A 20651-nucleotide genomic window follows, 5' to 3' on the forward strand; every position below is an offset into this window, starting at 1 on the left:
AGGGGCATCCTGCCCTTGATTAGCGCCCGATCAATGCGGGCAATCGTTCGCGCCAGGTGTCATGCCAGACGAGCAACTCCTCGCGTGGCATGGGGCGTGCGGAGAAGAATCCCTGGCACTGATCGCACCCCAGTCTGGCCAGCAGCAGCCAGGTGGCCTCGTCCTCGACCCCCTCTGCCACCGATTTTAACCCCAACTTGCGCGCCAGTTCGATACTGGATTCGATGATGGCGAGGCGGGAGGGATCTTCATAGCAGCGATCGACGAAGGATCTGTCCAGCTTCAGCTCGGTGAACGGCAGCAGGGCGAGCTGCTGCATGGAGGAGTAGCCGGTGCCGAAGTCGTCGATGGAGAGGCCGAAGCCGTGCATCCGCAAGCGGGTCAGCACCTCCAGGGACTTGCCGAGATCCTTGACGAAGGCGCTCTCTGTCACTTCCAGGGTGATGAGCTCGGGGTTGATGCTCCAGCGCTGGCAGTGATTGAGCAGGGTATTGCACAGATCCCCCTCGATCAGCGACGTGGTGGAGAGGTTCATCGACAGGTTCAGGGAGAGCCCCGTCTTCTCCCACAGGTGGCCGTCGCGCAGTGACTTGCCGATGATCACCTCGGTCAGGGGATCCATGAGCCCGTTGTGCTCCGCCAGCGGGATGAAGCGGGCCGGCGAGATGAGCCCATACTCGGGGTGCTGCCAGCGGGCGAGCGCCTCCATGCCGACCCACTGACCGTTTTCAAAGCTCACCTTGGGCTGATACCAGGGCAGCAGCTGGTCCTGCTCCAGGGCCCGGCACAGCTCATCCAGACTCAGGCTGTGGCCGTCCTCCTCCTGGCTGCGCGCCTGCTGGGGCTGCCAGGCGCCGATCAACTGGGCGATCTGCTGATGGCTGGCGGGTTTGTCGATGCGCCCCAGCACCTGCAGGCCGTAGGCACGACTCATGCGCAGCACGGCGTCCACCACATCGTCCTCCAGCGCGCTGCACAGCACTATGCCGCCGCGAAAGCCGCCGAGGGAGAGGCGACGCAGCAGGGCCATGCCATCCATGCCCGGCATCCGCAGATCGCAGAACAGGATGTCGACCTGGTGGTGCTGGCACTGAGTCAGCGCCTCCTCCCCGTCCTGGGCTTCCAGCAGGTTGCCGTAGCCAAGCCCGCGGATCTGGTGCATCAGGGCCTTGCGCTGGAAGTTGTGATCCTCCACCACCATGATCGCCAACTCATGCCGTGCACTATTCATCGAGCCATAACTCCATTTCACCTCTGATAGAGTCCATCAATGCCTGTACCGTCTGGACCAGCTCGTCGAGCCTGTCCAGTTGCTTCAACCTGGCCGCCGCCTCCAGCTGGGCGGCCTCGGTCGCCAATGCCTGCTGCCCCACCATGCGGGCGGCCCCCTTGATGCGATGCGCCGTCTCCACCAGCGCCTGGGTATCCTGCCGGGCCAGGGCCTGCATCATGTCTTCGCCATCCTGGCGGTTGGCCTCCAGATATTCGCTGGCCATGCTGCGCGCCACCCCCTCGTCACCAAACAGGGTCAGCCAGCATATTCCCGGAGCCTGAACCTCTGCTTGCCGGGGGGCTACTGCCTCCTGTTGCGGGCTGGCCGCCGGTAGCCAGCGAGCCAGGGTCTGGCGCAGGGTTTCCAGGCTGTAGGGCTTGAACAGCATGTCGTTCATGCCGGCCTCCCGCATCTGCTGGCTGGCCTCCTCAGAGGTGTCGGCGGTGACGCCTATGATGGGCGACTCGTCACCGGCCGCCCGCAGGGTGCGCGCCAGGGTATAGCCATCCATCACCGGCATGTGGCAGTCGGTGAGCAGCAGGGCGAACTGCTGCCCTTGCCAGGCGCGCAGCGCCTTCTCCCCATCATCCACCACCTCGGGCTCTATGCCGAGGATGGCGAGCTGGCGGGTCAGCAGCGCGCGGTTGACGGGATGATCGTCCGCCACCAGCACCCTGCCCCTGAGTCGCTCGCCTTCCATCTGCATCGGCTGGCTCGACCGCTCGCTCGACAGCTGGCGGCAGGTCTCCAGCAGCAGATCCGGGTAGATGGGGGACTGGCCGATCCGCCACCAGGCGTCACTGCCCATGCGGCCACGCAATGCCTCATGGGGGGAGAGTACTATGCCCTTGAGGGAAGATTGCTGCAAATGCTGCAACCAGCCACTGCCAAGGGCCTGCTCCAGGCGGCTCTCCTGCGCCAGCAGGCAGCCCTCAAGGGGATGACGCCACTGCTCGGCGCTCATGGGGTGGAGCGTGGCGCCGAGCTGTTCCATCACGGCTTGCAGCACCTCGTCCTCCCCGAACCACCACCAGTGCTGACCCGCCAGCGGCGGAGCATCCCAGCGGCACTCGGCCAGGGGGATGGCGAAGGTCACTGTGGTGCCGACCCCCGCCTCGCTCTCCAGCACCAGGCTTCCCCCCATCTTCAGGGTCAGCTGATGGCAGATGGCGAGCCCGAGCCCGGTGCCGCCAAAACGCCGGGTGATGTCGGACTCCACCTGCTTGAACGGGGTGAACAGATTGACCTGCTTATCCCGGGCTATGCCGATCCCCGTATCCCGCACCGTCAAGGTCAGCCGATGGGCCTGATAGCCCACCTGGATGGCAATCTCCCCCGCCTCGGTGAACTTCACCGCGTTGTTCAGCAGATTGGAGATCACCTGACCCACGCGCACCGCGTCCAGGCTGGCCTGATCCGGCACCTCCTGTCCCCACGCCAGTGTCACGTTGAGCCCCTTGCCATAGGCCAGGGTGGCATGACCCCGGATGACGTCGCAGATGACAGAGGTCAACCGGCAGGGATGGGGATTGAGTTGCAACTGCCCCGCCTCCATCTTGGAGAAGTCCAGGATGTCGTTCACCAGATAGAGCAGGTGATTGGTGGAGGTCGAGATGTTGCGCAGCATGTAGCGCTGATCGTCATCAAGGGCGCTCATCTGCAGCAGCTCCAGCATGCCGTGCATGCCGGAGATGGGGGTGCGCAACTCGTGGCTCATGGTGGCGAGGAACCGGCTGCGCACCTGGGTCGCCTCCTCCGCCACCCGCCTGGCCTCGCGCAGCTCCAGCTCCTGGCGCTTGAGCTTGGTGATGTCCTGCACCACGCCGTTCAGGATGACCCCCTCCAGCCCCTCCTGTCGCACGAAGTGGCCCCGGATCTGCAGGTAGCCCGCTTGTCCCTGACGCCTGATCTCCACCTCGAGATCCAGCGGCTGCATGGTCAGGGCATGGCGCTCCACCGTGGTCACGAAGTCATGCAGGGCTTGCCCCGTCAGCCCCAGCAGGGTGTCGTCGGCCGCCTCGGACCCCATCATCTCCTTGAGCCCCTGAGAGGTGTAGAGGAAGCTGCCGTTGCCCGGCCCCAGCCAGTGATACTGATAGACCAGTCCCGGCATGCTGTCGGTGATCTGGGTCAGCCGGGTCTGCGCCTCCTGCGCCGCGGAACGCGCCTGCCTCAGTTCGGTGACGTCGGTCAGTACGGTCAGGATCCCGAGCCGCTTGCCGTCGGGACCGACGAACAGCCGCTTGGTGTAGATCATCTGATGCTCGGCACCGTCGGCGAGCCGGATCTCGCCGCGGCCGTGCAGCTCCTCGCCGCTCTCCCAGACCCTGGCGTCCTCCTCGATCACCCTGGCCCGAATGGCCTCCGGCAGCCTGTCCTTGAGCAAGCGCTCATAGGAGCCGCTCAGGTTCTCGCCCCCCAGGAACATCTGCCGGTATGCCAGGTTGGTCATCGCGATTTCATAGCGCTCATTGGTCAGCACCACCTGGTTGGGCAGGGCATCCAGCATCATCTGGACGAACACCAGCTGCTCTTCGAGCCGGCGCTCCGCCTCCCGCCGCTGACTGATCTGGCGGCGCAGGGTCCGGTTCCAGCCCACGAACAGCAGCAGGAAGAGCAGAAAGATCCCCCCGCCCAGGGAGGACCAGAGCAGCACTTTGCGCGGATCCAGCCCCGTCTGTATGGTCAGGGAGAGCCACTTCTTCTCCAGGGCAACCAGCTCCTCCGGGGGGATGGAGAGCAGCACCTTGGTCAGGATCTGCTGCAGCATGGGATCCTGCAGGTGGGCCGCCATGGCGACGGGAACCCGCAACTCGCTGCCGGAGAAGACCACCTGATAGCGATCGCTGAAGCCCCGCTGCAACGACTGCTCCAGGGTGGTCATGCTCATCAGCACATAGTCCACCTTCTGCTGATCCAGCAGCGGCAGCAGCTCGGGATCGCTTGCGACCGTCACGGCCTCGGCTCCCACCTCGCTCAGCAGGGATTTCTCCACCGAGCCCCCCACCATGCCCACCCTGTATCCCTTCAGCTCCCTGGGGCTGGTCAGCTCCGCCATGCCCTGCCTGCCCACTATCACCCGGTTGAGAGAGACGTAATTGGGCGTAAAGCGGGCAAACTGCTGGCGCTCCATGGTCGGGGTCATGGCCGGGATGAGGTCCAGCTGGCGAGCCTGAAACAGCTCCAGGGTCTGGGCCCAGCTGCGGGTCTGCACCAGGGTGAACTGCAGGCCGGCGCGCTGGTTCAACATCGCCAGCAGATCGGCTACCAGCCCCTTGAGCCGCCCCTTGTCGTCTATCTCGCTCATCCCGGGCCAATTTGGGGCTATCCCGTACTTGAGCACAGGGTGCTGCTGCAGCCACGCCTGCTCCGGCGCGCTGAAGACGACCTCCTTGCTGCCCTTCACCAGCTCATAGTCAACTATGCCCCCCGCCTCCAGGATGCGGCGGCGCTCGCCGGGCGAGATGTCATCCAGCGCCCGCTCGAGCAGCCCCTGCAGGGGCTCGTTGCCCGGCGCCACCGCCATGGCGAGGGAGGTATCCCTCATCCAGTCCACCGTGGTCAGCGTCATGCCCGCCATGGCCTGCAGGCGGCTCAACATGGGCAGCTCGGCCAGATAGGCGTCCGCCTTCCCCTCCTTGAGCATGAAGATCGCCTCATCCCGGCTGTCCACCGTCACCAGGTTCGAGATGCCAAGGCGCAGCAGCTCATCGCAGGCGCTGACACCGAAGACGCAGACCCAGCGCACCCCGTAGGCCTCCTCCAGAGAGAGGCTCTCCCGCCCCCCGGTCAGCAGCACGGCGCGGGGCAACGCCATCAGCTCCGAGGTAAACAGCATCCGCAGCTTGCGGATCGGGCTGGGGGCCACGCCGATCACCATGTCAATCTTGCCGTCCAGCAAGGCCTGCTGGACCGCCGTATTGTTGGCATAGGTGCGATAACGCAACTCGAGGCCCAGGCTGCCCGCAATCTGCGAGGCAAAGGCATCCAGGGGGCCGGTGAAGTTACCCCGGCCATCGGTATAGATATAGGGGGGCCAGGCCGTCGCCGGCATGCCGACCACCAGCTCATGGTGGGTGAAGAGCCATTGCTGCCCGGATGGCGCGAGGGCGCTCCTGTCCAGCAGCGTCTCGACCGCCGTCGCCCCCTGGCTACAGCAGGCCAGCCAGCACAACAGGATGAGGCGATAACAGCGGCAAAGCATAGGTGACTCCCGTATGGATAGGAGGGGGATCATAATGTGTCTGGCTCAATGTGCGACAACAAAATTGAGAGAATGCTCATCAGCAAAGAAAAATGGCAGGCCCAGGCCTGCCATCCAGGAGTCGGGGGCCAAGGCCCCTCGCCTCAGGTTATTCGATTCCCGAGTCGGAAACCGGTTTGAAACTCCCGCTCACGGACATGAGCGACCTGCACATTTTGCCCTTCCAGCCCGATGTCCTTGAGCAGGGCGGGAGAGAGATGCAGATAGCTGACGCGACGCTCCAGCCGGGTGATCCGTTTTTGAACCAGGGTTTCGACGCGGCGCAGCAGGGCGAGTTCGATAGACATAATATTCTCCAGTTGAACGTGCGGTTCTCCCGGAGAGAGGCATCACCCTGCGGGACAACCGCGGGTGATGAAAAAGCAGGTGTTACCTGTTCCCTCCACGCGGTAAATAAAGAGCACGAGTCTTCGCGCTGCCATTGCAGCGATCGAACGCAACGTTGAACATGGAATGTTGCATGATCGTCTCCTTACCGTGTGAAAGTTGAACAAGTTGCCACAGTCTAAAAAAACACCGAATTTTACGCAATATCACCCCCACCCATATGGGTGGAATGCGGCCACAACCGGCCCCGGTCAAATCCCGGACAACAGCCTGAACTCCTCAAGCGCATAGGTATCCGTCATGCCGCTGACATAGTCGAGCAGCAGCCGCACCCTGTAGTACCACTCCTGCTCGGCGCCATTGTCAAAGCGCGGATCCCGGCTGGCCACCGCCAGCCGGTAGGCCTTGAGGTGGCGGGCCGACAACCGGTGGAACAGCCGCCGGGCGAAGAAGAGCTCGCTCCCGCCGTTGCCCGCCAGCAGTCGCTCGAACTGGGCGGCGGGCAGGGCCAGCAGGCAGGCGTAGGTGGAGAGCACCCCGCGCAGGGCGGCATAGCCCTCCAGCTCCAGCGCCTCGACCTCGGGGCGCATGAAGACCTGCTCCCTCGCCACCCCCTTGAGCACATCCAGCACCCGGGCCGCCGGGGCCTGACCGTGCAGCAGCGCCCTGGGGTAGGCCCCGCTCAGTATGGCCTCGTGGTCGCTCACATAGGTGTGGGCCGCAAGCGCCACCAGATCCCGGGTCAGATGCTGGCGAAAATGGGGGAAGAAGCCCCGACCGGAGGCGAGCGCCTCCTCGAGCAGGCTGGCCATGTAGTCCCCCTCATCGGCACTGCGCAGCGCCGCCAGCAACTCCCCCTGGGTGAGGATGCGCCTGTCCACCGCGTCCTCCAGATCGGCGATGCAGTAGGAGATATCGTCCGCCGCCTCCATGATGTAGACCAGCGGATGCCGGCACCCCGGCGCCAGCCCCAGACTCTGGCCAAGGGCGCGATAGAGGGGTTGCTCGCTGAAGAAGATGCCGCGCTTGCTGGTCCAGCCATGGTGCTGGCCATAGCCCTGGGGACTGTGCAGCAGGGGCTGCTGCGGGTATTTGCACAGGGCCGCCAGCTGGCCCAGGGTGAGGTTCATCTCGTGCAGGCTGTGCACCAGCCGCAGGCTCTGGGCATTGCCGTCAAACACCAGCAGGTCCTGGCGAAGCTCGGCCCACTGCGGGCTCGGCAGCTGATCATGGGCGCTGGCGAACAGCTCATCCAGCGACTGTGCCAGCCACTGGCTCATCACCTGCTCGCCGAAGTGGCCGAACGGCGGGTTGCCGACGTCGTGCAGCAGGCAAGCCATCTCCACCAGGTTGATGAAGGCCCCTTCGCAGACGGTGCCCGCCGGCAGGGCCGCCAGGATGCGCCGGCTGATCTGGCGACCCGTCTCCTGCACCTCCAGGGAGTGGGTGAGACGGCTGCGCACCGAGGCCTTCACATCGAGCGGGAAGACCTGGGTCTTCTGCTGCAGACGGCGCACCGGCGCCGCCTGCACTATGCGGGCGCGATCCTGCTCGGTCGCCTCCAGCAGCTCCTCACTGCCCCAGTGGTGAATGCGCGCCGGGGTAATCAGACTGTCATACATGGTGCGGCTCCTTGCCTGCGACGTCCGTCAGGTTTATGACAACAACCAGCGCCGCAAGCGGGCGATGTCGCCGGGATATTCACGACGCAGCGTCTCAATCCAGTCCTCCACGTTCTCCCACCAGGCGGGGTGATCCGGGCTCTGGATAAGCTGGGCCGTCTGCTGCAGGCGGCGCAGGCCGATGGAACCCGCCGCCCCTTTTATCTTGTGCGCCTCCTCCACCACGCCGGCCTGATCCCTGGCAATCATGTTGGAATCGAGCACCGCCATGTAGTCCGGCATCATCTTCTCGAACAGATCCACGCTGGAGATCAGCACCGGCTTGCCGACCGTGCTGGCGTAGTCGGTGAGGAAGGGCAAGTCCAGCAGCGCATCCTGGTTGCCCGCGTCCGCCTGATCAAAGGCCTCGTCGTCGGCCAGATCCGCAAACAGGTGGCCTATCACCTCCCGCACCGCCTTGGAGCCGAGCGGCTTGTTGATCACATCCTGCATGCCGTGATCCCGGTAGTACTGGCGATCGCCGGTGGCATTGGCAGTGAGCGCCACCATGGGGGGCAGGCTGTCGCCGTAACGGGCCAGCAGCTGGGCCGCCACGTCGAAACCGGTCATGTCCGGCAGCTGGATGTCCAGCAGGATGAGGTCGAAGTCATCCGGGTTGGCCATGGCCAGCGCCTGGGTGCCGTCCCGCGCCACCTGCACCTGATGGCCGAGCTTGTTCAGCAGGGCGCAGGCGACGGTGACGTTCAGCTCCACGTCCTCCACCAGCAGGATGTCGAGGGAGGGCATCTCGGGCTCAGACGAGGTCGCCTGCGGCTCGACGCAGTCCACCTCCAGCTCGGCGGTGAAGCAGGCGCCTTCCCCCGGGTCGCTGTCCACATAGAGTTGGCCGCCCATGGCCTGCACCAGCTGGCGGGAGACCGCGAGACCGATGCCGGTGCCGGTGGCGTGCTTCTTGCCCTGCACCTGGTAGTACATGGCGAAGATCTTCTCCTGCTGGGCGCGCGGAATGCCGACCCCGGTGTCTTCCACCTCGAAGTGCAGGGCCAGCTTGCCCGGCTCATCGGCGGCGTGGGCGAGGCAGCGCACCGTCACCCCCCCCTCGTCGGTGAACTTGACCGCATTGCCCACCAGGTTCCACAGCACCTGGCGCAGCCGGGTGCCGTCCGCCATCACGAACTGCGGCATGTCGCCATCCCGGTCGAAGTGCAGGTAGAGCCCCTTCTGCTCCGCCTGGATGCGCGACAGCATCTCCAGCTCGTCGAGGAAGGCGGGCAGGTCCATGGGGGCAGGAGCTATCTCGAGGCGGCGGCGATCGAGCTTGTCGAGATCGATGATGTCATTGAAGATGTTGCCGAGCGTCACCGCGCTCAGGTGGATGGTCTTGAGCTGCTGCTGCCGCTTGGCATCGAGCGGCGTGTCCATCAGCATGCGGCTCAGGCCGACGATGCCGTTCAAGGGGGTGCGCAGCTCGTGGCTGATGGTGGAGATGAAGGTGGTCTTGTCCCGGCTCGCCTTCTCCAGCTTGTCCTGATACTGCTTGCGCTCTGTGATGTCGCGGCCAAAACCGAGCAGGCCGAGCCGCTTGCCGAAGCGGTCGAAGAAGGGCACCTTGCGCAGCTCGAAGTAGGCCTTGCGGCCATCGGGGTACTCCAGCCACTGCTCGTAGGTGAGGGGCTCGTTGCTGGCGAAGACCTGCTTGTCGGTCTCCACCACCTTGTTGGCGATCTCCTGCTTGTAGACATCGAACGGGGTCAGCCCGATGAGCTCGGCCTCCACCTTGCCGGTCAGCTCCTCCATGGCGCGGTTGCAGCCGGAGAACTGCTCGTCCTCGTTGCGGTAGTAGACCAGATCCGGGGAGCAGTCGATGAAGGAGCGCAACAGGGCGGTGCGCTCCCCCAGGTGCAGCTGGGCCTTCTCCCGCTGGAACACCTCGTTCTCCAGATCCTCTATGGCTTGCTGGCGCAGGGTCTCGGCCCGGTTGGTCTCGGCGATCTGGGCATTGAGGCGGCTGATGTTCTCCTGCAGCTGGCTGTTGAGCTCAAGGTCGCGCTCGCGCATGTCCTGCAGCTTGCGCACCATGCGGGTCAGCCGCTGGCGGGAGTCCTCCAGCTGATCCACCACGATGGAGAGGAAATAGACGGCCCAGGGGGTCACCAGCAGGCCGAAGAAGACAGAGCGCACCAGGTCGACTATGTCCACGGTGCCGCGCAGAAACAGGGTCACCCCCATCTGGATGGAGACCGCCAGCACTATGATGGCGGTCGCCAGGAACATGCTGAAGCGCACCAGTCCCAGCTTGGTCATCAGGTCGACATAGTATTGCGCCCAGGATTTGATTTGCTTCATCTCGTTGTTTTCTCCCCGTTATTGCGCAAACAGAATACCAGTACGGCGCCCTGAACTCTTGCCCGTTGCACCTTAAATTATTGATTAACGTCACACTCCGACTGGGGTAGCATGCCCGCCTGAGTCAGTCAGCTCCGGTTCAGCAAAGGATCCCGAGCCGCACTGCCACCCTTGTCATCCCTTGTGTCAGGAGCACACCCCATGCGCAATCATGTCCTGTTGAGTCTTGGTCTGCTAGCCGCCAATGCCGCCCACGCCGATCTTGGCGAGATCCCCAGAGAGTCCGGCTGGTCCGGTTTCCTGCTCGGCGGGGTCAATGTGGTCAGTCACGAGTCCAACTTCTATGCCGGCGATGACAGCAACAGCCGCATCCATGATCTCGGCTCTCCCGACAGCGAGAGCGGCCTGACCCCCCTCATCAACGCCGACATCCGCTACACCTTCGCCGACACCCGCACCCAGGTGTTCCTCGGCAACCTGATCCAGGATGCGGTGCGCTTCGACTTCACCCAGCAGCTGGGCCTGCGCCAGGAGATGGGCGACAAGGGCATAGTCGCCACCTCCCTGGTGTTCAACGCCATGCCGGTGGAGCTGTGGAGCGATCCCTTCGCCACCGGGGTGGATCGCAGCGCCACCGACGTGAAGTCGAAAGGGGTGCGCTTTGCCTGGGACAAGATCTGGGGCAGCCAGTTCTACGGCAGCCTCACCACCCGGGAAGTGGACCTGGACGAGGAGCGCAGCGGTCAGCAGTATGACCAGGCCCACGGCACAAACTATGCCGCCATGCTGAATCGCAACGGCAAGGTGCACGACATGGAACTCTCCTACCAGTTCCACTTCGGCGGCAACCAGTTGCTGGAGCCGGCGATCCTCTACAAGCAGGCCAGGCTGGATGGCAGCGCCGAGAGCTTCGACAACACAGGGGTGCAGCTCACTTACGCCAAGCGGGGCCCGCAATGGTCCATCGTCAGCAACCTCTATGCCGGCAAGCGCAACTATGACGAGGCGAATCCCCTGTTCGGCCGGCGTGCCGATGCAGACGAGTTCGCCATCAACGGCACCTTCTTCTGGCACAACCTGTTCGGGGTCAAGGCCCTGGCCGCGACCTTCACCGCCGCCTACTCCGGGGCCGACTCCGACATCGACTTCTACGATACCCAGGCCACCCGCTTCAGCACCGGCCTGCTGTACAACTTCTAAGTCGAGCCCTGTCGTAAACAGCGAGGCCACCCCAGGGGTGGCCTCGTTTTTTTCGCTTCCTGACGGCCTTAGATCCCGAGGGAGTCCAGCAGATCGTCGTGCTCGTTGCTCGCCGGCGCGACCGCCTGGGCCGGCTTGGTCGCCGCCAGCTTGGCCTGGGCGATCAGCTCGTCCGGATCGACCTCCTCCTGCACACCGCCATCGTGGATCCGGATAAACTCTGTCCTGTCCATGGCCAGCTCCAGATAGAAGATGTTGTTGCTGGCGGTGAAGAAGGTGACCCTGCGGGTCTCGGGGTTGTCGAGGTTGGTGTCGACGCTCAGCATCACCTGCTTGTTGAGGGCCAGCATCTTGGGCTGGTTCTGAGTGATGTGGGTCTGCAGCTCGCGCCCCACCTTGCCGGTGAAGCTGCCGACGATCTGGTTCATCAGCTCGCCCATGACGTTGCTCACCTCATCCGAGGTGTGGGAGATGGCGAGATCCTCCTTGGAGAGCCCCATGCTGAGCATGTAGCTCTGGTAGAGCTCCATGGCCGCGGCGGCGGAGAAGTTGATCACCACCAGCCCGGAGAAGCCCCCATCGAACAGCACGAAGCAGCCGATGTCCGGCTTGAGGCAGGTCTTGCTGATCCGTTGCACCATGCCGGAGAAGCGCACCTGGGTCTGGGTCGCCGCACTCAATACGCTCGTCACCGAATTGCACAGGCTCAGCAGCACGTCCTCTGTGGTCAATACGGCATCATCCTCGGATCTTGTCACTATCATGGAACCTTCCTGCTGATCGAAAAAATAGGCTTGTCTGTCTCACCGCCCATGTCATCACGCGCGCGTCCGATACGCTAACGGATTGCGTGATCCCGGTGTTGAAACCGCGAGCCGCCTCTCACTTGACCGTATTGTCAGTCAGAAACGGCTGGAATCCACCCAGGGTGGCCAACCGGGCTCGCCAGTTATCGGCCTGCTGTCGCAAATCTTTTGCCTGATAGGGGATAGCGGGGTGAGCTCCCCAGATGGGACCGGGCCAGGCGGCATCCGAGCTGAAGCGGGCGACATGGTGCAGGTGCAGCTGGGGCACCAGGTTGCCGAGCGCCGCCACGTTGATCTTGTCCGGATTGAGCGCGTGCTCCATCAGGGTGGCGACGGCGCAGGACTCCTGCATCAGCTGTTGCTGCTGCGCGGGAGCCAGGTGGTGGATTTCCCGCAGTCCGGCGACCCTGGGCACCAGGATGAGCCAGGGATACTGGCTGTCTTTGGCCAGCAGCACGCGGCAAAGGGGGAGATCCCCGAGTATCTGGGTATCCGCCTGCAGGCGGGGATGCAATTCAAACATGGGGCCTCGCTGGTCAACATGGGCACGTCAGGAGATGAGTGTGCCCACGTTACTGCAACGGGGGGCAAACTTAAAGCCGGGGCACGGCCCAACCGATGAAGCGCTTGCGAAGTTCGGGGTCCGCCCGCAGGAAGAGTTGCTGCAACTGCCCCTCCAGCTCGCTGGCGGGTACTGACGGGGCCTGGACCGCTGCCGTGGTCGCCATCGCGCCGGTCGCCAGCACCGCCTTGCCCGTGCCGCGGTTGTACTCCATCAGCCTGGCGTGCCAGTCCATGCCGATCTGCATGCCGTTGACCACCAGGGCCTCCTGCTGCACCTGCAGGGGCTTGTCCCCCGCCAGCAGGCTCACGACCGGCGCCTTGGCGTAGCGCTCCATGCCTTTCTCGTCGGTGGGCACCGCGGCCTGCAGGCGCACCGACTGGCCGCTGGCCTCATAGCGGATCACCTGGGGCTCGGAGCGGATCTGGCGATCGTTGTCGCTGCTGTTGCGACTCGGGATCACACCCTCATAGCGCACCAGCAACTGCTGCGCCCCGTCGGCCAGCACCCCATGCCGCTCGTCCTGCACCTTGCCGTCGCTCACCGCCAGGATCTGGAAATCCCCGGGGACCTCGACCCTGACCTCGGCCTGCACTGAGCTGACACACGACAAGCCGGCACACAGCAACATGACCCCAACCCAACCCTGATGACCCTTCATTCCCGTCTCTCTCTGCTCGCTATGATGGGCGCAGGCTAGCAGCCGAAGATGACAGAAAAATAACGCGCGCCAGCCTCTCAGAGCAGGTAGTGGGGCCGCTCGGCAAACCACTGGGCCAGCACCTGCTTGAACAGCCGGATCTTGCGCGGCACCCGGCGCTGCTGAGCATGGAGCACATGCAGCGGGTGCAGGCCGGTCTGCCACTCCGTCAGCACGGCCACCAGCTCGCCCCTGGCCAGGCTCGTCTCCACCAGCATCAGCGGACACTTGGCAAACCCCATGCCCGAGCGGGCCAGCTGCAGCAGGGTGCTGTAGTGGTTGGCCCGCACCTTGCCCTGCACCAGGATGTGGGCCTCCTCCCCTGCCTTGCGAAAATGCCACTGCTCCCAGGCCGGGTTGTGCCCCTGGAGCAGGCAGGGGCGCCCGCCCAGCTCATAGGGGGTGGCAGGGAGCCCCTCTCGGGCCAGCAGGGTCGGGCTCGCCACCACCACGTCTTTCAACTGCCCGAGGGGCAGCGCCACCAGGTTGTCCGGCACCTGATCCATGGCGCGCAGGGCGATGTCATTATCCCCCTGGCTCATGTCGATCATGGCGTTGGTGAAGTTGAGCTCCACCTCGACCCCTGGGCAGAGCTCGGCGAAGCGCGCCAGCAGCTCGCTCACCATGGCATCCCCCGTGCTGACCGGGCAGGTGAAGCGCAGGCGACCGCTGTCCTCCTCGGTCAGGGCCTGGATGTCCTGCTCCGCCTGGCGGGCCAGGGCGGCTATCTGCCCAGCCTGCACATAGAGGGTCCTGCCCGCCTCGGTCAGGCTGAGGCGGCGGGTGGTGCGCTGCAACAGTTGCGCATTGAGGGCGGACTCCAGGGCGCTGACATGGCGGCTCAGCATCCCCTTGCTCACCCCCAATGCATCGGCGGCGGCGGAGAAACTGCCGCGCTGCACCACCTCGTAGAAACTGCTCAGATGGGCGATCTCCATCCATTAGCTCCAATATGGAAACAATGGGTTTATCTTAAGCGCTTTTTCTCCCTTTTCATCCAGCTATCATCAACACATCCCAACCAGGAGTGATAGAGATGAAGATTGTGATTGTAGGTGCCTCCGGCACCATAGGTTCCGCCGTCAGCGAGTTGCTTGCCAGAGACCACCAGGTGATCCGGGTCGGCCACAGCCGGGGGGATGCCACCGTCGACATGACGGATGGCGCCTCCATCGCCGCCCTGTTTGCGGGCATAGGCCGGTTCGATGCCCTGGTGGTCGCCAGCGGCAGCGTCGCCTTCGCCCCCTTCCCCGAGATGACCGACGAGCAGTGGCAGCTGGGGATCCAGAGCAAGCTGATGGGGCAGATCAACCTGACCCGAGCCGCCATTCCCCATCTGAATGACAAAGGCTCCATCACCCTCATCAGCGGCATACTGAGCGAGGAGCCCATCAACTGGGGGGTGAGCGCGACCACCATCAATGGCGCCATAGAGCACTTCGTGAAGGGGGCCGCCTGCGAGCTGCCGAGGGGCCTGCGCATCAACGTGGTGAGCCCCACCGTGCTGGAAGAGTCCATGGACAAGTACGCCGACTTCTTCCCCGGCTTCGTGCCCGTGCCCGCCGCCCGGGTGGCCCAGGCCTACAAGAAGTCGGTGCTGGGGGTGCAGAGCGGCCAGATCTTCCGGGTCAATGGCTGAGGCCACCCTCCCCCACTGCCAGACGCCAATAAAAACGGGCCCCATCATGGGGCCCGTCTGTTTGTCTGCTTGCTGCCTTCACCACCGGCAAACGTTTGTGCACCGGTGGCAAAAAAAAGCGGTCAGCCTCAGTCGATCAGACCGTACTGCTCGCGCAGCACCTCGATGATCTCCTGCTTGGGATTGGCACTGCGCACCAGCTTGTGACCGATGACCTTCTCGGCGATCCCCACGTAGGTATGGGAGATGTCCATCATCACCTCTGTGGGCAGCTTGTTGTCCCGGGCCAGGGCGAAGCGTTCCGGCATGCGGTTCTTGTTGAGCAGAATGTCCGGATCCGGGAAGTGGTTCAGCAGCCACTGGCGGAAGCCCTCTTTGGACTTCTCGACGATCTCGCCATTGCGCAGGGCGGCGCCGTCCCAGATGCGGGAGCTGTCGGGGGTGCCCACTTCGTCCATGTAGATGAGCTTCTCGCGACCGGCGGCATCCTGGACATAGCCAAACTCGAACTTGGTGTCGACGAAGATCTGATCGAGCGCGGCCAGGGCCTCGCTGATGACGTTGAAACCCTCCTTGAGCAGCGTTTCATAGCGATCGATGTCCGCCGGGGAGCGGAAGCCGAAGGCCTGATGGTGGCGCGCTATGTCGGCACGGGAGACGTTGACGTCGTCCGCTTCCGGCACACCATCCAACCCCTTGAGGATCCCCTTGGTGGAGGGGGTGATGAGGATCTCGGGCAGCTTCTGATCCTTCTTCAGCCCTTCCGGCAACGTGATGCCGCAGAACTCCCGCTCGCCGTCCTTGTAGGCACGCCACATGGAGCCGGTGATGTACTGGCGGGCGATGGCTTCGATCATCACGGGGCGGGCCTTTTGCACTATCCAGACGAAGGGGTGCGGTATGTCCAGGATGTGGCTGTCCGCCAACCCCTTCTCCTTGAACAGCTTGAACCAGTGGCTGGAGATGGCATTGAGTGCAGCCCCCTTGCCCGGCACGCCGTTCAAGCCATCCACACCCTGCCAGATGCAGTCGAAGGCCGAGATGCGGTCGCTGATCACCATGAGGGCGAGGGGCGTATCGGCCGGCACATCATAGCCTTTCTCTCTTATGAGCCGGGCACTGTCTGCGGGGGTCAACCAGTAGACGCTGCGCACTTTGCCGGAATGGACAGGTTTATCGGTACGGATCGGTAAATCGTCATTCACCGCCAATACTTGATCTGCAAGACTCATGGCTAATAACACTTCCTGTTGTGGGACTGACAAGACAGGCGCATCAGGCTCCTGTCTACGTGGGATTCATTCAAGCGAAGCAGCGCCAGGCCTCTCTGCCGGGGCAGGCTCCCAAGAGGGCCCTCTGCGCGAACTCCACATAACAAAACAGGGGCACCAGGCCCCTGTTTCTATTCTGCTTTAGCGGCCTGATCGGCCACGCCTTTGGCAAAGGCCTCGGACAGGCTGATATACATCTGGGAGATGACACCGGATGCGACCGGCTTCTTGTCCTTGTCGAACAGGGTGATGGAGGTCTTGCCCCCGGCCATCTCGCCCAGCTGGAAGCGGTACTGGTCTTCCTCCAGCTTGAACGGCTCGGCCCCCTTGGCCTGCCAGAACTCGGCATTGGGCTCGTCATACTCGACGTCGATCCAGCCCAGGGACTGCTGGGTATCCTTGATGGTGAAACCGTAGGCCGGCAGCACCTGGTTGAGACGGCGCCAGACCTGCTCGAAGGAACCATCGGCAATCCAGGCACTCAGCTCGTTGTTGTCCAGACCCAGCTCCAGGCCCATGCCATCGGTGGACTTGTGCTGTTCGCGGGCCTTGAGCTGCTTGTCGTAGTAGAGAGAGAACTGGTTCAGCGCCCGGGTCGCATAGCGCTGGGCATCGGCCGGGGTCAGCACTGTGCTGGTCTCGCCGTCTATGGTCTCTTCATGCTCCAGCACCCGCACCGACATGTTGACGGCATGACGCTGCTGGTCGTTGCTGAGGGTGAACTGGTAGCGTTGACGGATGCGGAAGTCGTCATCCTCCTCCGCCCAGCCATCGAGGGCGGCGGAGTTGTCAAACCAGCCGGTCTGCAACACGCCGGCCTGCTGATCCAGCTTCTCCGTGGTGACCTTGTGCTGGGCCAGGAAGTTCATCAGGAAGGCCCAGGTATCGCGCTCCACGCTCTGACTGGTGCTCAGGGCATAGAAGGCCAGGGTAGGTTCGCTGGCCTTGGCCACCACCTGACTGCCAGGGACCACTGTCAGCAGCTGGGCTGGCGGACGCACGTCCACCTTGGCGCCGATGGCACCTTCGCGGCTGCTCTCCGGCAGGGCCGGAATGTCGAAATTACTGTTAAAGGCGGGGGTACTCAACCCGGCGGGCACGAGGAAGGCGCGACCTTCGAGGCGGCTCTCTTCATACTCGAAGCCACGGTTGGCCATCTTGCGATCCTGGGGTGAGCTACAGGCTGCCAACACGGCAACAGTCGCGACACTCAGCACCAGGCGCACTGCATTTCCCTTTCCATTTGCTTTAAACACTCGCCATCAACTCCGCAGTCGTCAGTGCTCGCGCCATCGCCTGTTCCCCCTCGGGGGTGAGGTCGGTCAGTGGCAGGCGCAAGGTCGCCGTCGCCATCAATCCCAGGCGGGCACAGGCCCACTTCACCGGGATGGGACTCGGTTCGCAGAACAGAGTCTGATGCAACGGCATCAATCGATTGTTGATGTCATGAGCCTGCCCGGCATCACCGGCCAGCGCAGCACGACACATGTCGGCCATCTGGGGCGCCGCAATATTGGTGGTGACCGAAATGACGCCATCGCCCCCTTGCAGCATAAAATCACATCCGCTGGCATCATCGCCACTATAAAGCGCGAAATCCGGCCCGCACAACTCGCGCAGCAGCGGGGTGCGGCTCAAATCACCCGTCGCTTCTTTCAAACCGATAATGCCGGGAACCTTGGCCAGACGAGCCACGGTCTCCGGTTTGAGATCGCAGCAGGTGCGACCGGGCACATTATAGAGAATTTGAGGCAGACCACTAGCCTCGGCGATCGCACAATAGTGACGATAGAGACCTTCCTGGGTGGGTTTGTTGTAATAAGGGGTCACAGAGAGGCCCGCCACCACGCCGGTCTGGGCGAAACGCCGGGAGAGAGCGATGGCATGAGCTGTGTTGTTGGAGCCGCAGCCCGCGATGACCGGAATGCGGCCGGCGGCGAACTCGACGGTTTTTTCCACGACGGCGATATGTTCCTGCTCGCTCAGGGTGACCGACTCTCCCGTGGTGCCCACCGCGACTATGGCACTGGTGCCGGCACCGACATGATACTCAACCAGGGCCGCCAGACTGGTCCAATCGATCTCACCCGAGGCCAGCATGGGGGTAACGAGCGCAACAATACTACCGCGTAACATGGATATTTCTCCCGATTTTCAGGGGCGTAATGGTAAAGCTGCCCCTTTTGAAAAACAAGGGAGGCAAGGGACAAGCCGTGTTACCATCCGCCACAAAACGTATGGATGCACGAGGGCAGGAGAGAGCCCGGAGCAGGGCGTCATGCCCGTCAGGCGCTCGCTCTCACCGCATTCGCAATAAATGGACGAGAGACGATTTATGACTCACTACCTGGTCGTAACGGCCATCGGCACGGACAGGCCTGGCATCGTCAATGAGGTTACCCGTCACGTCAGTGGCTGCGGTTGCAACATTGTCGACAGCCGTCTTGGCATCTTCGGCAACGAATTCACCTTCATCATGCTGTTGTCCGGTGACTGGAACAGCCTGATGCAGCTTGAGATAAGCCTCCCCCTGCGCAGCCAGGAGTGGGATCTCATCACCATGATGAAGCGCACCGAGCGCCACCACTCCCTGCAATATGACATCAGCGCCAGCGCCGAGGTGCTGATCCGGGATCAGCCGGGCATCGTAAGCCAGTGCACCCAGTTCTTCAGCGATCACGGCTGGGATATCCAGGCCATGCAGACCGTCACCCTCGAGCAGCAACCCTTCAACCTGCTCAAGGCCAATTTCCAGCTCAATCAGGCCAAGCAGGGGGAGGCGGCGGACTCGAAGACGGCCTTCGCCGATTTCTGTCGTGAACTGGGTGCCGAGTCATTCGAGTTCATCGTCAATCACAAATACGCCTGACGGCGTTTATCCGAGGAGACCCCATGCAGCCACTACAAGTTGGTACTCAGGCCCCCGATTTTTCCCTCTCCGATCAGGATGGTCAGCAGGTCAGCCTGTCCTCCCTGCGGGGCAAGAAGGTGCTCATCTATTTCTATCCCAAGGCGATGACCCCGGGCTGCACCACCCAGGCCTGCGGCCTGCGCGACGTCAATGCCGAGCTGGCCGCACTCAATGTGGTGGTGCTCGGCATCAGTCCGGATCCGGCCAAGCGCCTGAAAAAATTCGAGGAGCGCGACAACCTGAACTTCCGGCTGCTGGCCGATGAGGATCATGCGGTCGCCGATGCCTTTGGCGTCTGGGGCCCGAAGAAGTTCATGGGCAAGGAGTATGACGGCATCCATCGACTGAGCTTCCTCATCAATGAGGAGGGCAAGGTGGCCCATCGCTTCGACAAGTTCAAGACCAGCGATCACCATCAGGTGGTGCTCGACCTCGTCAAGGGCTGACCCCCGCAAGTTCAAACACGACAACAGGGCCTGCAGATGCAGGCCCTGATCATTTGCCCCCTGTTCTGCCGCGCAAGAGCCGGGAATCTCCAGCCAACAGCAGCGCCCCTATTGCGCCCTCCTCCCCGTTTTTCTCGCCAACCTCCCCTATCAGATCAAAAAATTCATCCTGGATATGGGTTAACGTGGCCCCAGATTCATTTTCCAGCGAGACAGCCCATGAACATGAGCCATACCGAACGCCTGATCCTGAGCAATCAGTACGAGATCCTGGCCAAACTCAATCCGGAGAAGGCGGCGTTTTACCAGCGGGCCAGCACCATAGTCGAACGTGGCTACTGCCTGCAGATCCTCGAGCTGGAGAAGAGCTTCGGCCACCTGGATCTCGCCACCTGCCAGGAGGTGCTGGATACCCTGGAGCTGCACCACGCGCTGGCCATCTCCTGGGGCAACCTCGACGCCGGTACCCGGGCCGAGGTGAACGAGAGTCGCCTGGCCTTCAACGGCTACAGCCGCAGCCAGGAGCGGGAACTGGCGGATTATGTCTGCTTCCTGCTGGAGGTGGACAAGCGCTTCCCCGAGCTGCCCTGCCCCTGCGACGAGCTCTCCAGCGACATCGCCATGCGCGACAAGTACCAGCGCATGCTGGCGGCCTGGCGTCAGTGCCCCCGTCAGTACAAGCTCTCCATCCAGGAGATCAGCAAGGTGCTGGCCGCCTGAATGTGAAAAAGGCGCCTGATGGCGCCTTTTGCTCCCCTGCCGGGGTTATTCGTAGAGGAAGGATTTGTCCAGCTGTTTGAAGGCGGCGTTGAGGGTATCGGCCAGCTCCTCGTAACGGGGGCGGGCCACCAGCTGACGATGACCCCCCTGCTCGTTCATCTTGCCGTTGATCTCCCGATACCAGTTGGCGAGGGAAGGCGGAAGGCGGGTATCGGCACGCTGGCCGAGCCAGTAATAGCCTTGCAGCGGCAGACTGAGCAGGAACAACACTGAGGCCATGACGGAGGGCCAGTAGTGCAGCTCGCCGAACTGGAACTGCAGCATGACGCTGAGCACGGCGAGGGCCGGGATGACCCTGAGGGCGAACTCGGTGGCCTTGATCACCCGATTCTCCGGGAACATGGAATTAAGCTCGGGACGGCGCGGCCAAAGAGTCATATAATGACGGCCTTGCTGTAATTTAGTTCCAAAAATGTTCATGCTCATACTACCTCCGAGCTCTTTTTGAACGTATTAACGGCAAAACCTCGACAATATTTGAGAGGCAATAACAAAGGTTGAGGA

18 protein-coding genes are annotated in these 20651 nt (G+C 63.1%); 5 read left to right on the forward strand and 13 right to left on the reverse strand.

The window, feature by feature from the left end; translation table 11 throughout:
• Window positions 1-19 precede the first annotated feature (19 nt).
• The 5 genes from ACWPWQ_RS15860 to arcB all read right to left on the reverse strand — a co-directional run bounded on the left by ACWPWQ_RS15860 (window position 20) and on the right by arcB (window position 9832).
• On the reverse strand, window positions 20-1231 hold the full coding sequence (locus ACWPWQ_RS15860) for an EAL domain-containing response regulator (protein WP_139435051.1): 1212 nt from the start codon (window positions 1229-1231) through the stop codon (window positions 20-22).
• Window positions 1224-5477, reverse strand: coding sequence for a transporter substrate-binding domain-containing protein (locus ACWPWQ_RS15865; protein WP_454010229.1), 4254 nt, complete (start codon window positions 5475-5477; stop codon window positions 1224-1226). Before ACWPWQ_RS15865 ends, ACWPWQ_RS15860 begins: the two co-directional genes overlap by 8 nt.
• Window positions 5478-5620: 143 nt before the next feature.
• A complete protein-coding gene (locus ACWPWQ_RS15870) occupies window positions 5621-5824 on the reverse strand; it encodes a hypothetical protein (RefSeq protein ID WP_342059863.1) in 204 nt (67 codons plus the stop codon).
• Between the two features lie 291 nt (window positions 5825-6115).
• Window positions 6116-7486 carry a dGTPase gene (dgt, locus tag ACWPWQ_RS15875; protein WP_454010230.1) on the reverse strand — a complete coding sequence of 457 codons (1371 nt, stop codon included), beginning with the start codon at window positions 7484-7486 and terminating at the stop codon, window positions 6116-6118.
• 33 nt (window positions 7487-7519) lie between these two features.
• The gene (arcB, locus tag ACWPWQ_RS15880) at window positions 7520-9832 is read right to left on the reverse strand and encodes an aerobic respiration two-component sensor histidine kinase ArcB (protein ID WP_319917047.1); all 2313 of its coding nucleotides are present in this window, start codon (window positions 9830-9832) and stop codon (window positions 7520-7522) included.
• A 201-nt stretch (window positions 9833-10033) separates the two neighbouring features.
• Here arcB and ACWPWQ_RS15885 point away from each other — a divergent pair, with 201 nt between their 5' ends.
• Window positions 10034-11032 carry a DUF2860 family protein gene (locus ACWPWQ_RS15885; protein ID WP_454010231.1) on the forward strand — a complete coding sequence of 333 codons (999 nt, stop codon included), beginning with the start codon at window positions 10034-10036 and terminating at the stop codon, window positions 11030-11032.
• 68 nt (window positions 11033-11100) lie between these two features.
• Here the strand turns inward: ACWPWQ_RS15885 and ACWPWQ_RS15890 are convergent, their stop codons facing one another.
• From ACWPWQ_RS15890 to ACWPWQ_RS15905, 4 genes are all read right to left on the reverse strand, one after another.
• Window positions 11101-11796: a DUF3334 family protein gene (locus ACWPWQ_RS15890; RefSeq protein ID WP_202047112.1), complete on the reverse strand. Its 696-nt coding sequence runs from the start codon at window positions 11794-11796 to the stop codon at window positions 11101-11103.
• A gap of 118 nt (window positions 11797-11914) precedes the next feature.
• Window positions 11915-12361: an HIT domain-containing protein gene (locus tag ACWPWQ_RS15895; RefSeq protein WP_454010232.1), complete on the reverse strand. Its 447-nt coding sequence runs from the start codon at window positions 12359-12361 to the stop codon at window positions 11915-11917.
• Between the two features lie 70 nt (window positions 12362-12431).
• Window positions 12432-13061 carry a DUF2057 domain-containing protein gene (locus ACWPWQ_RS15900; protein WP_454010233.1) on the reverse strand — a complete coding sequence of 210 codons (630 nt, stop codon included), beginning with the start codon at window positions 13059-13061 and terminating at the stop codon, window positions 12432-12434.
• Window positions 13062-13138: 77 nt separating this feature from the next.
• Window positions 13139-14038: a LysR family transcriptional regulator gene (locus ACWPWQ_RS15905; RefSeq protein WP_454010234.1), complete on the reverse strand. Its 900-nt coding sequence runs from the start codon at window positions 14036-14038 to the stop codon at window positions 13139-13141.
• 98 nt (window positions 14039-14136) lie between these two features.
• On the opposite strand from ACWPWQ_RS15905, the gene ACWPWQ_RS15910 reads away from it, so the two are divergent.
• Window positions 14137-14739: a short chain dehydrogenase gene (locus ACWPWQ_RS15910; RefSeq protein ID WP_454010235.1), complete on the forward strand. Its 603-nt coding sequence runs from the start codon at window positions 14137-14139 to the stop codon at window positions 14737-14739.
• A gap of 128 nt (window positions 14740-14867) precedes the next feature.
• On the opposite strand, the gene ACWPWQ_RS15915 is transcribed toward ACWPWQ_RS15910, so the two are convergent.
• From ACWPWQ_RS15915 to dapA, 3 genes are all read right to left on the reverse strand, one after another.
• On the reverse strand, window positions 14868-15971 hold the full coding sequence (locus ACWPWQ_RS15915) for a phosphoribosylaminoimidazolesuccinocarboxamide synthase (protein ID WP_454010236.1): 1104 nt from the start codon (window positions 15969-15971) through the stop codon (window positions 14868-14870).
• Between the two features lie 170 nt (window positions 15972-16141).
• Window positions 16142-17266 carry an outer membrane protein assembly factor BamC gene (bamC, locus tag ACWPWQ_RS15920; protein WP_025328152.1) on the reverse strand — a complete coding sequence of 375 codons (1125 nt, stop codon included), beginning with the start codon at window positions 17264-17266 and terminating at the stop codon, window positions 16142-16144.
• Entirely contained in the window at window positions 17259-18146 is an 888-nt protein-coding gene (dapA, locus tag ACWPWQ_RS15925) for a 4-hydroxy-tetrahydrodipicolinate synthase (RefSeq protein WP_139435074.1), read from the reverse strand. Before dapA ends, bamC begins: the two co-directional genes overlap by 8 nt.
• 199 nt (window positions 18147-18345) lie before the next feature.
• Here dapA and ACWPWQ_RS15930 point away from each other — a divergent pair, with 199 nt between their 5' ends.
• From ACWPWQ_RS15930 to ACWPWQ_RS15940, 3 genes are all read left to right on the forward strand, one after another.
• Window positions 18346-18879, forward strand: coding sequence for a glycine cleavage system protein R (locus ACWPWQ_RS15930; RefSeq protein ID WP_025328154.1), 534 nt, complete (start codon window positions 18346-18348; stop codon window positions 18877-18879).
• A gap of 23 nt (window positions 18880-18902) precedes the next feature.
• Window positions 18903-19367 (forward strand): thioredoxin-dependent thiol peroxidase, encoded by a 465-nt coding sequence (bcp, locus tag ACWPWQ_RS15935; protein WP_454010237.1) that lies wholly within the window; start codon window positions 18903-18905, stop codon window positions 19365-19367.
• 219 nt (window positions 19368-19586) lie between these two features.
• A complete protein-coding gene (locus ACWPWQ_RS15940; RefSeq protein ID WP_005323826.1) occupies window positions 19587-20087 on the forward strand; it encodes a YfbU family protein in 501 nt (166 codons plus the stop codon).
• Between the two features lie 45 nt (window positions 20088-20132).
• On the opposite strand, the gene yfbV is transcribed toward ACWPWQ_RS15940, so the two are convergent.
• Complete coding sequence (gene yfbV / locus ACWPWQ_RS15945) at window positions 20133-20573, reverse strand: terminus macrodomain insulation protein YfbV (protein ID WP_025328157.1); 441 nt, start codon at window positions 20571-20573, stop codon at window positions 20133-20135.
• Window positions 20574-20651 lie beyond the last annotated feature (78 nt).

The organism is Aeromonas sp. Marseille-Q7275, assembly GCF_965119515.1.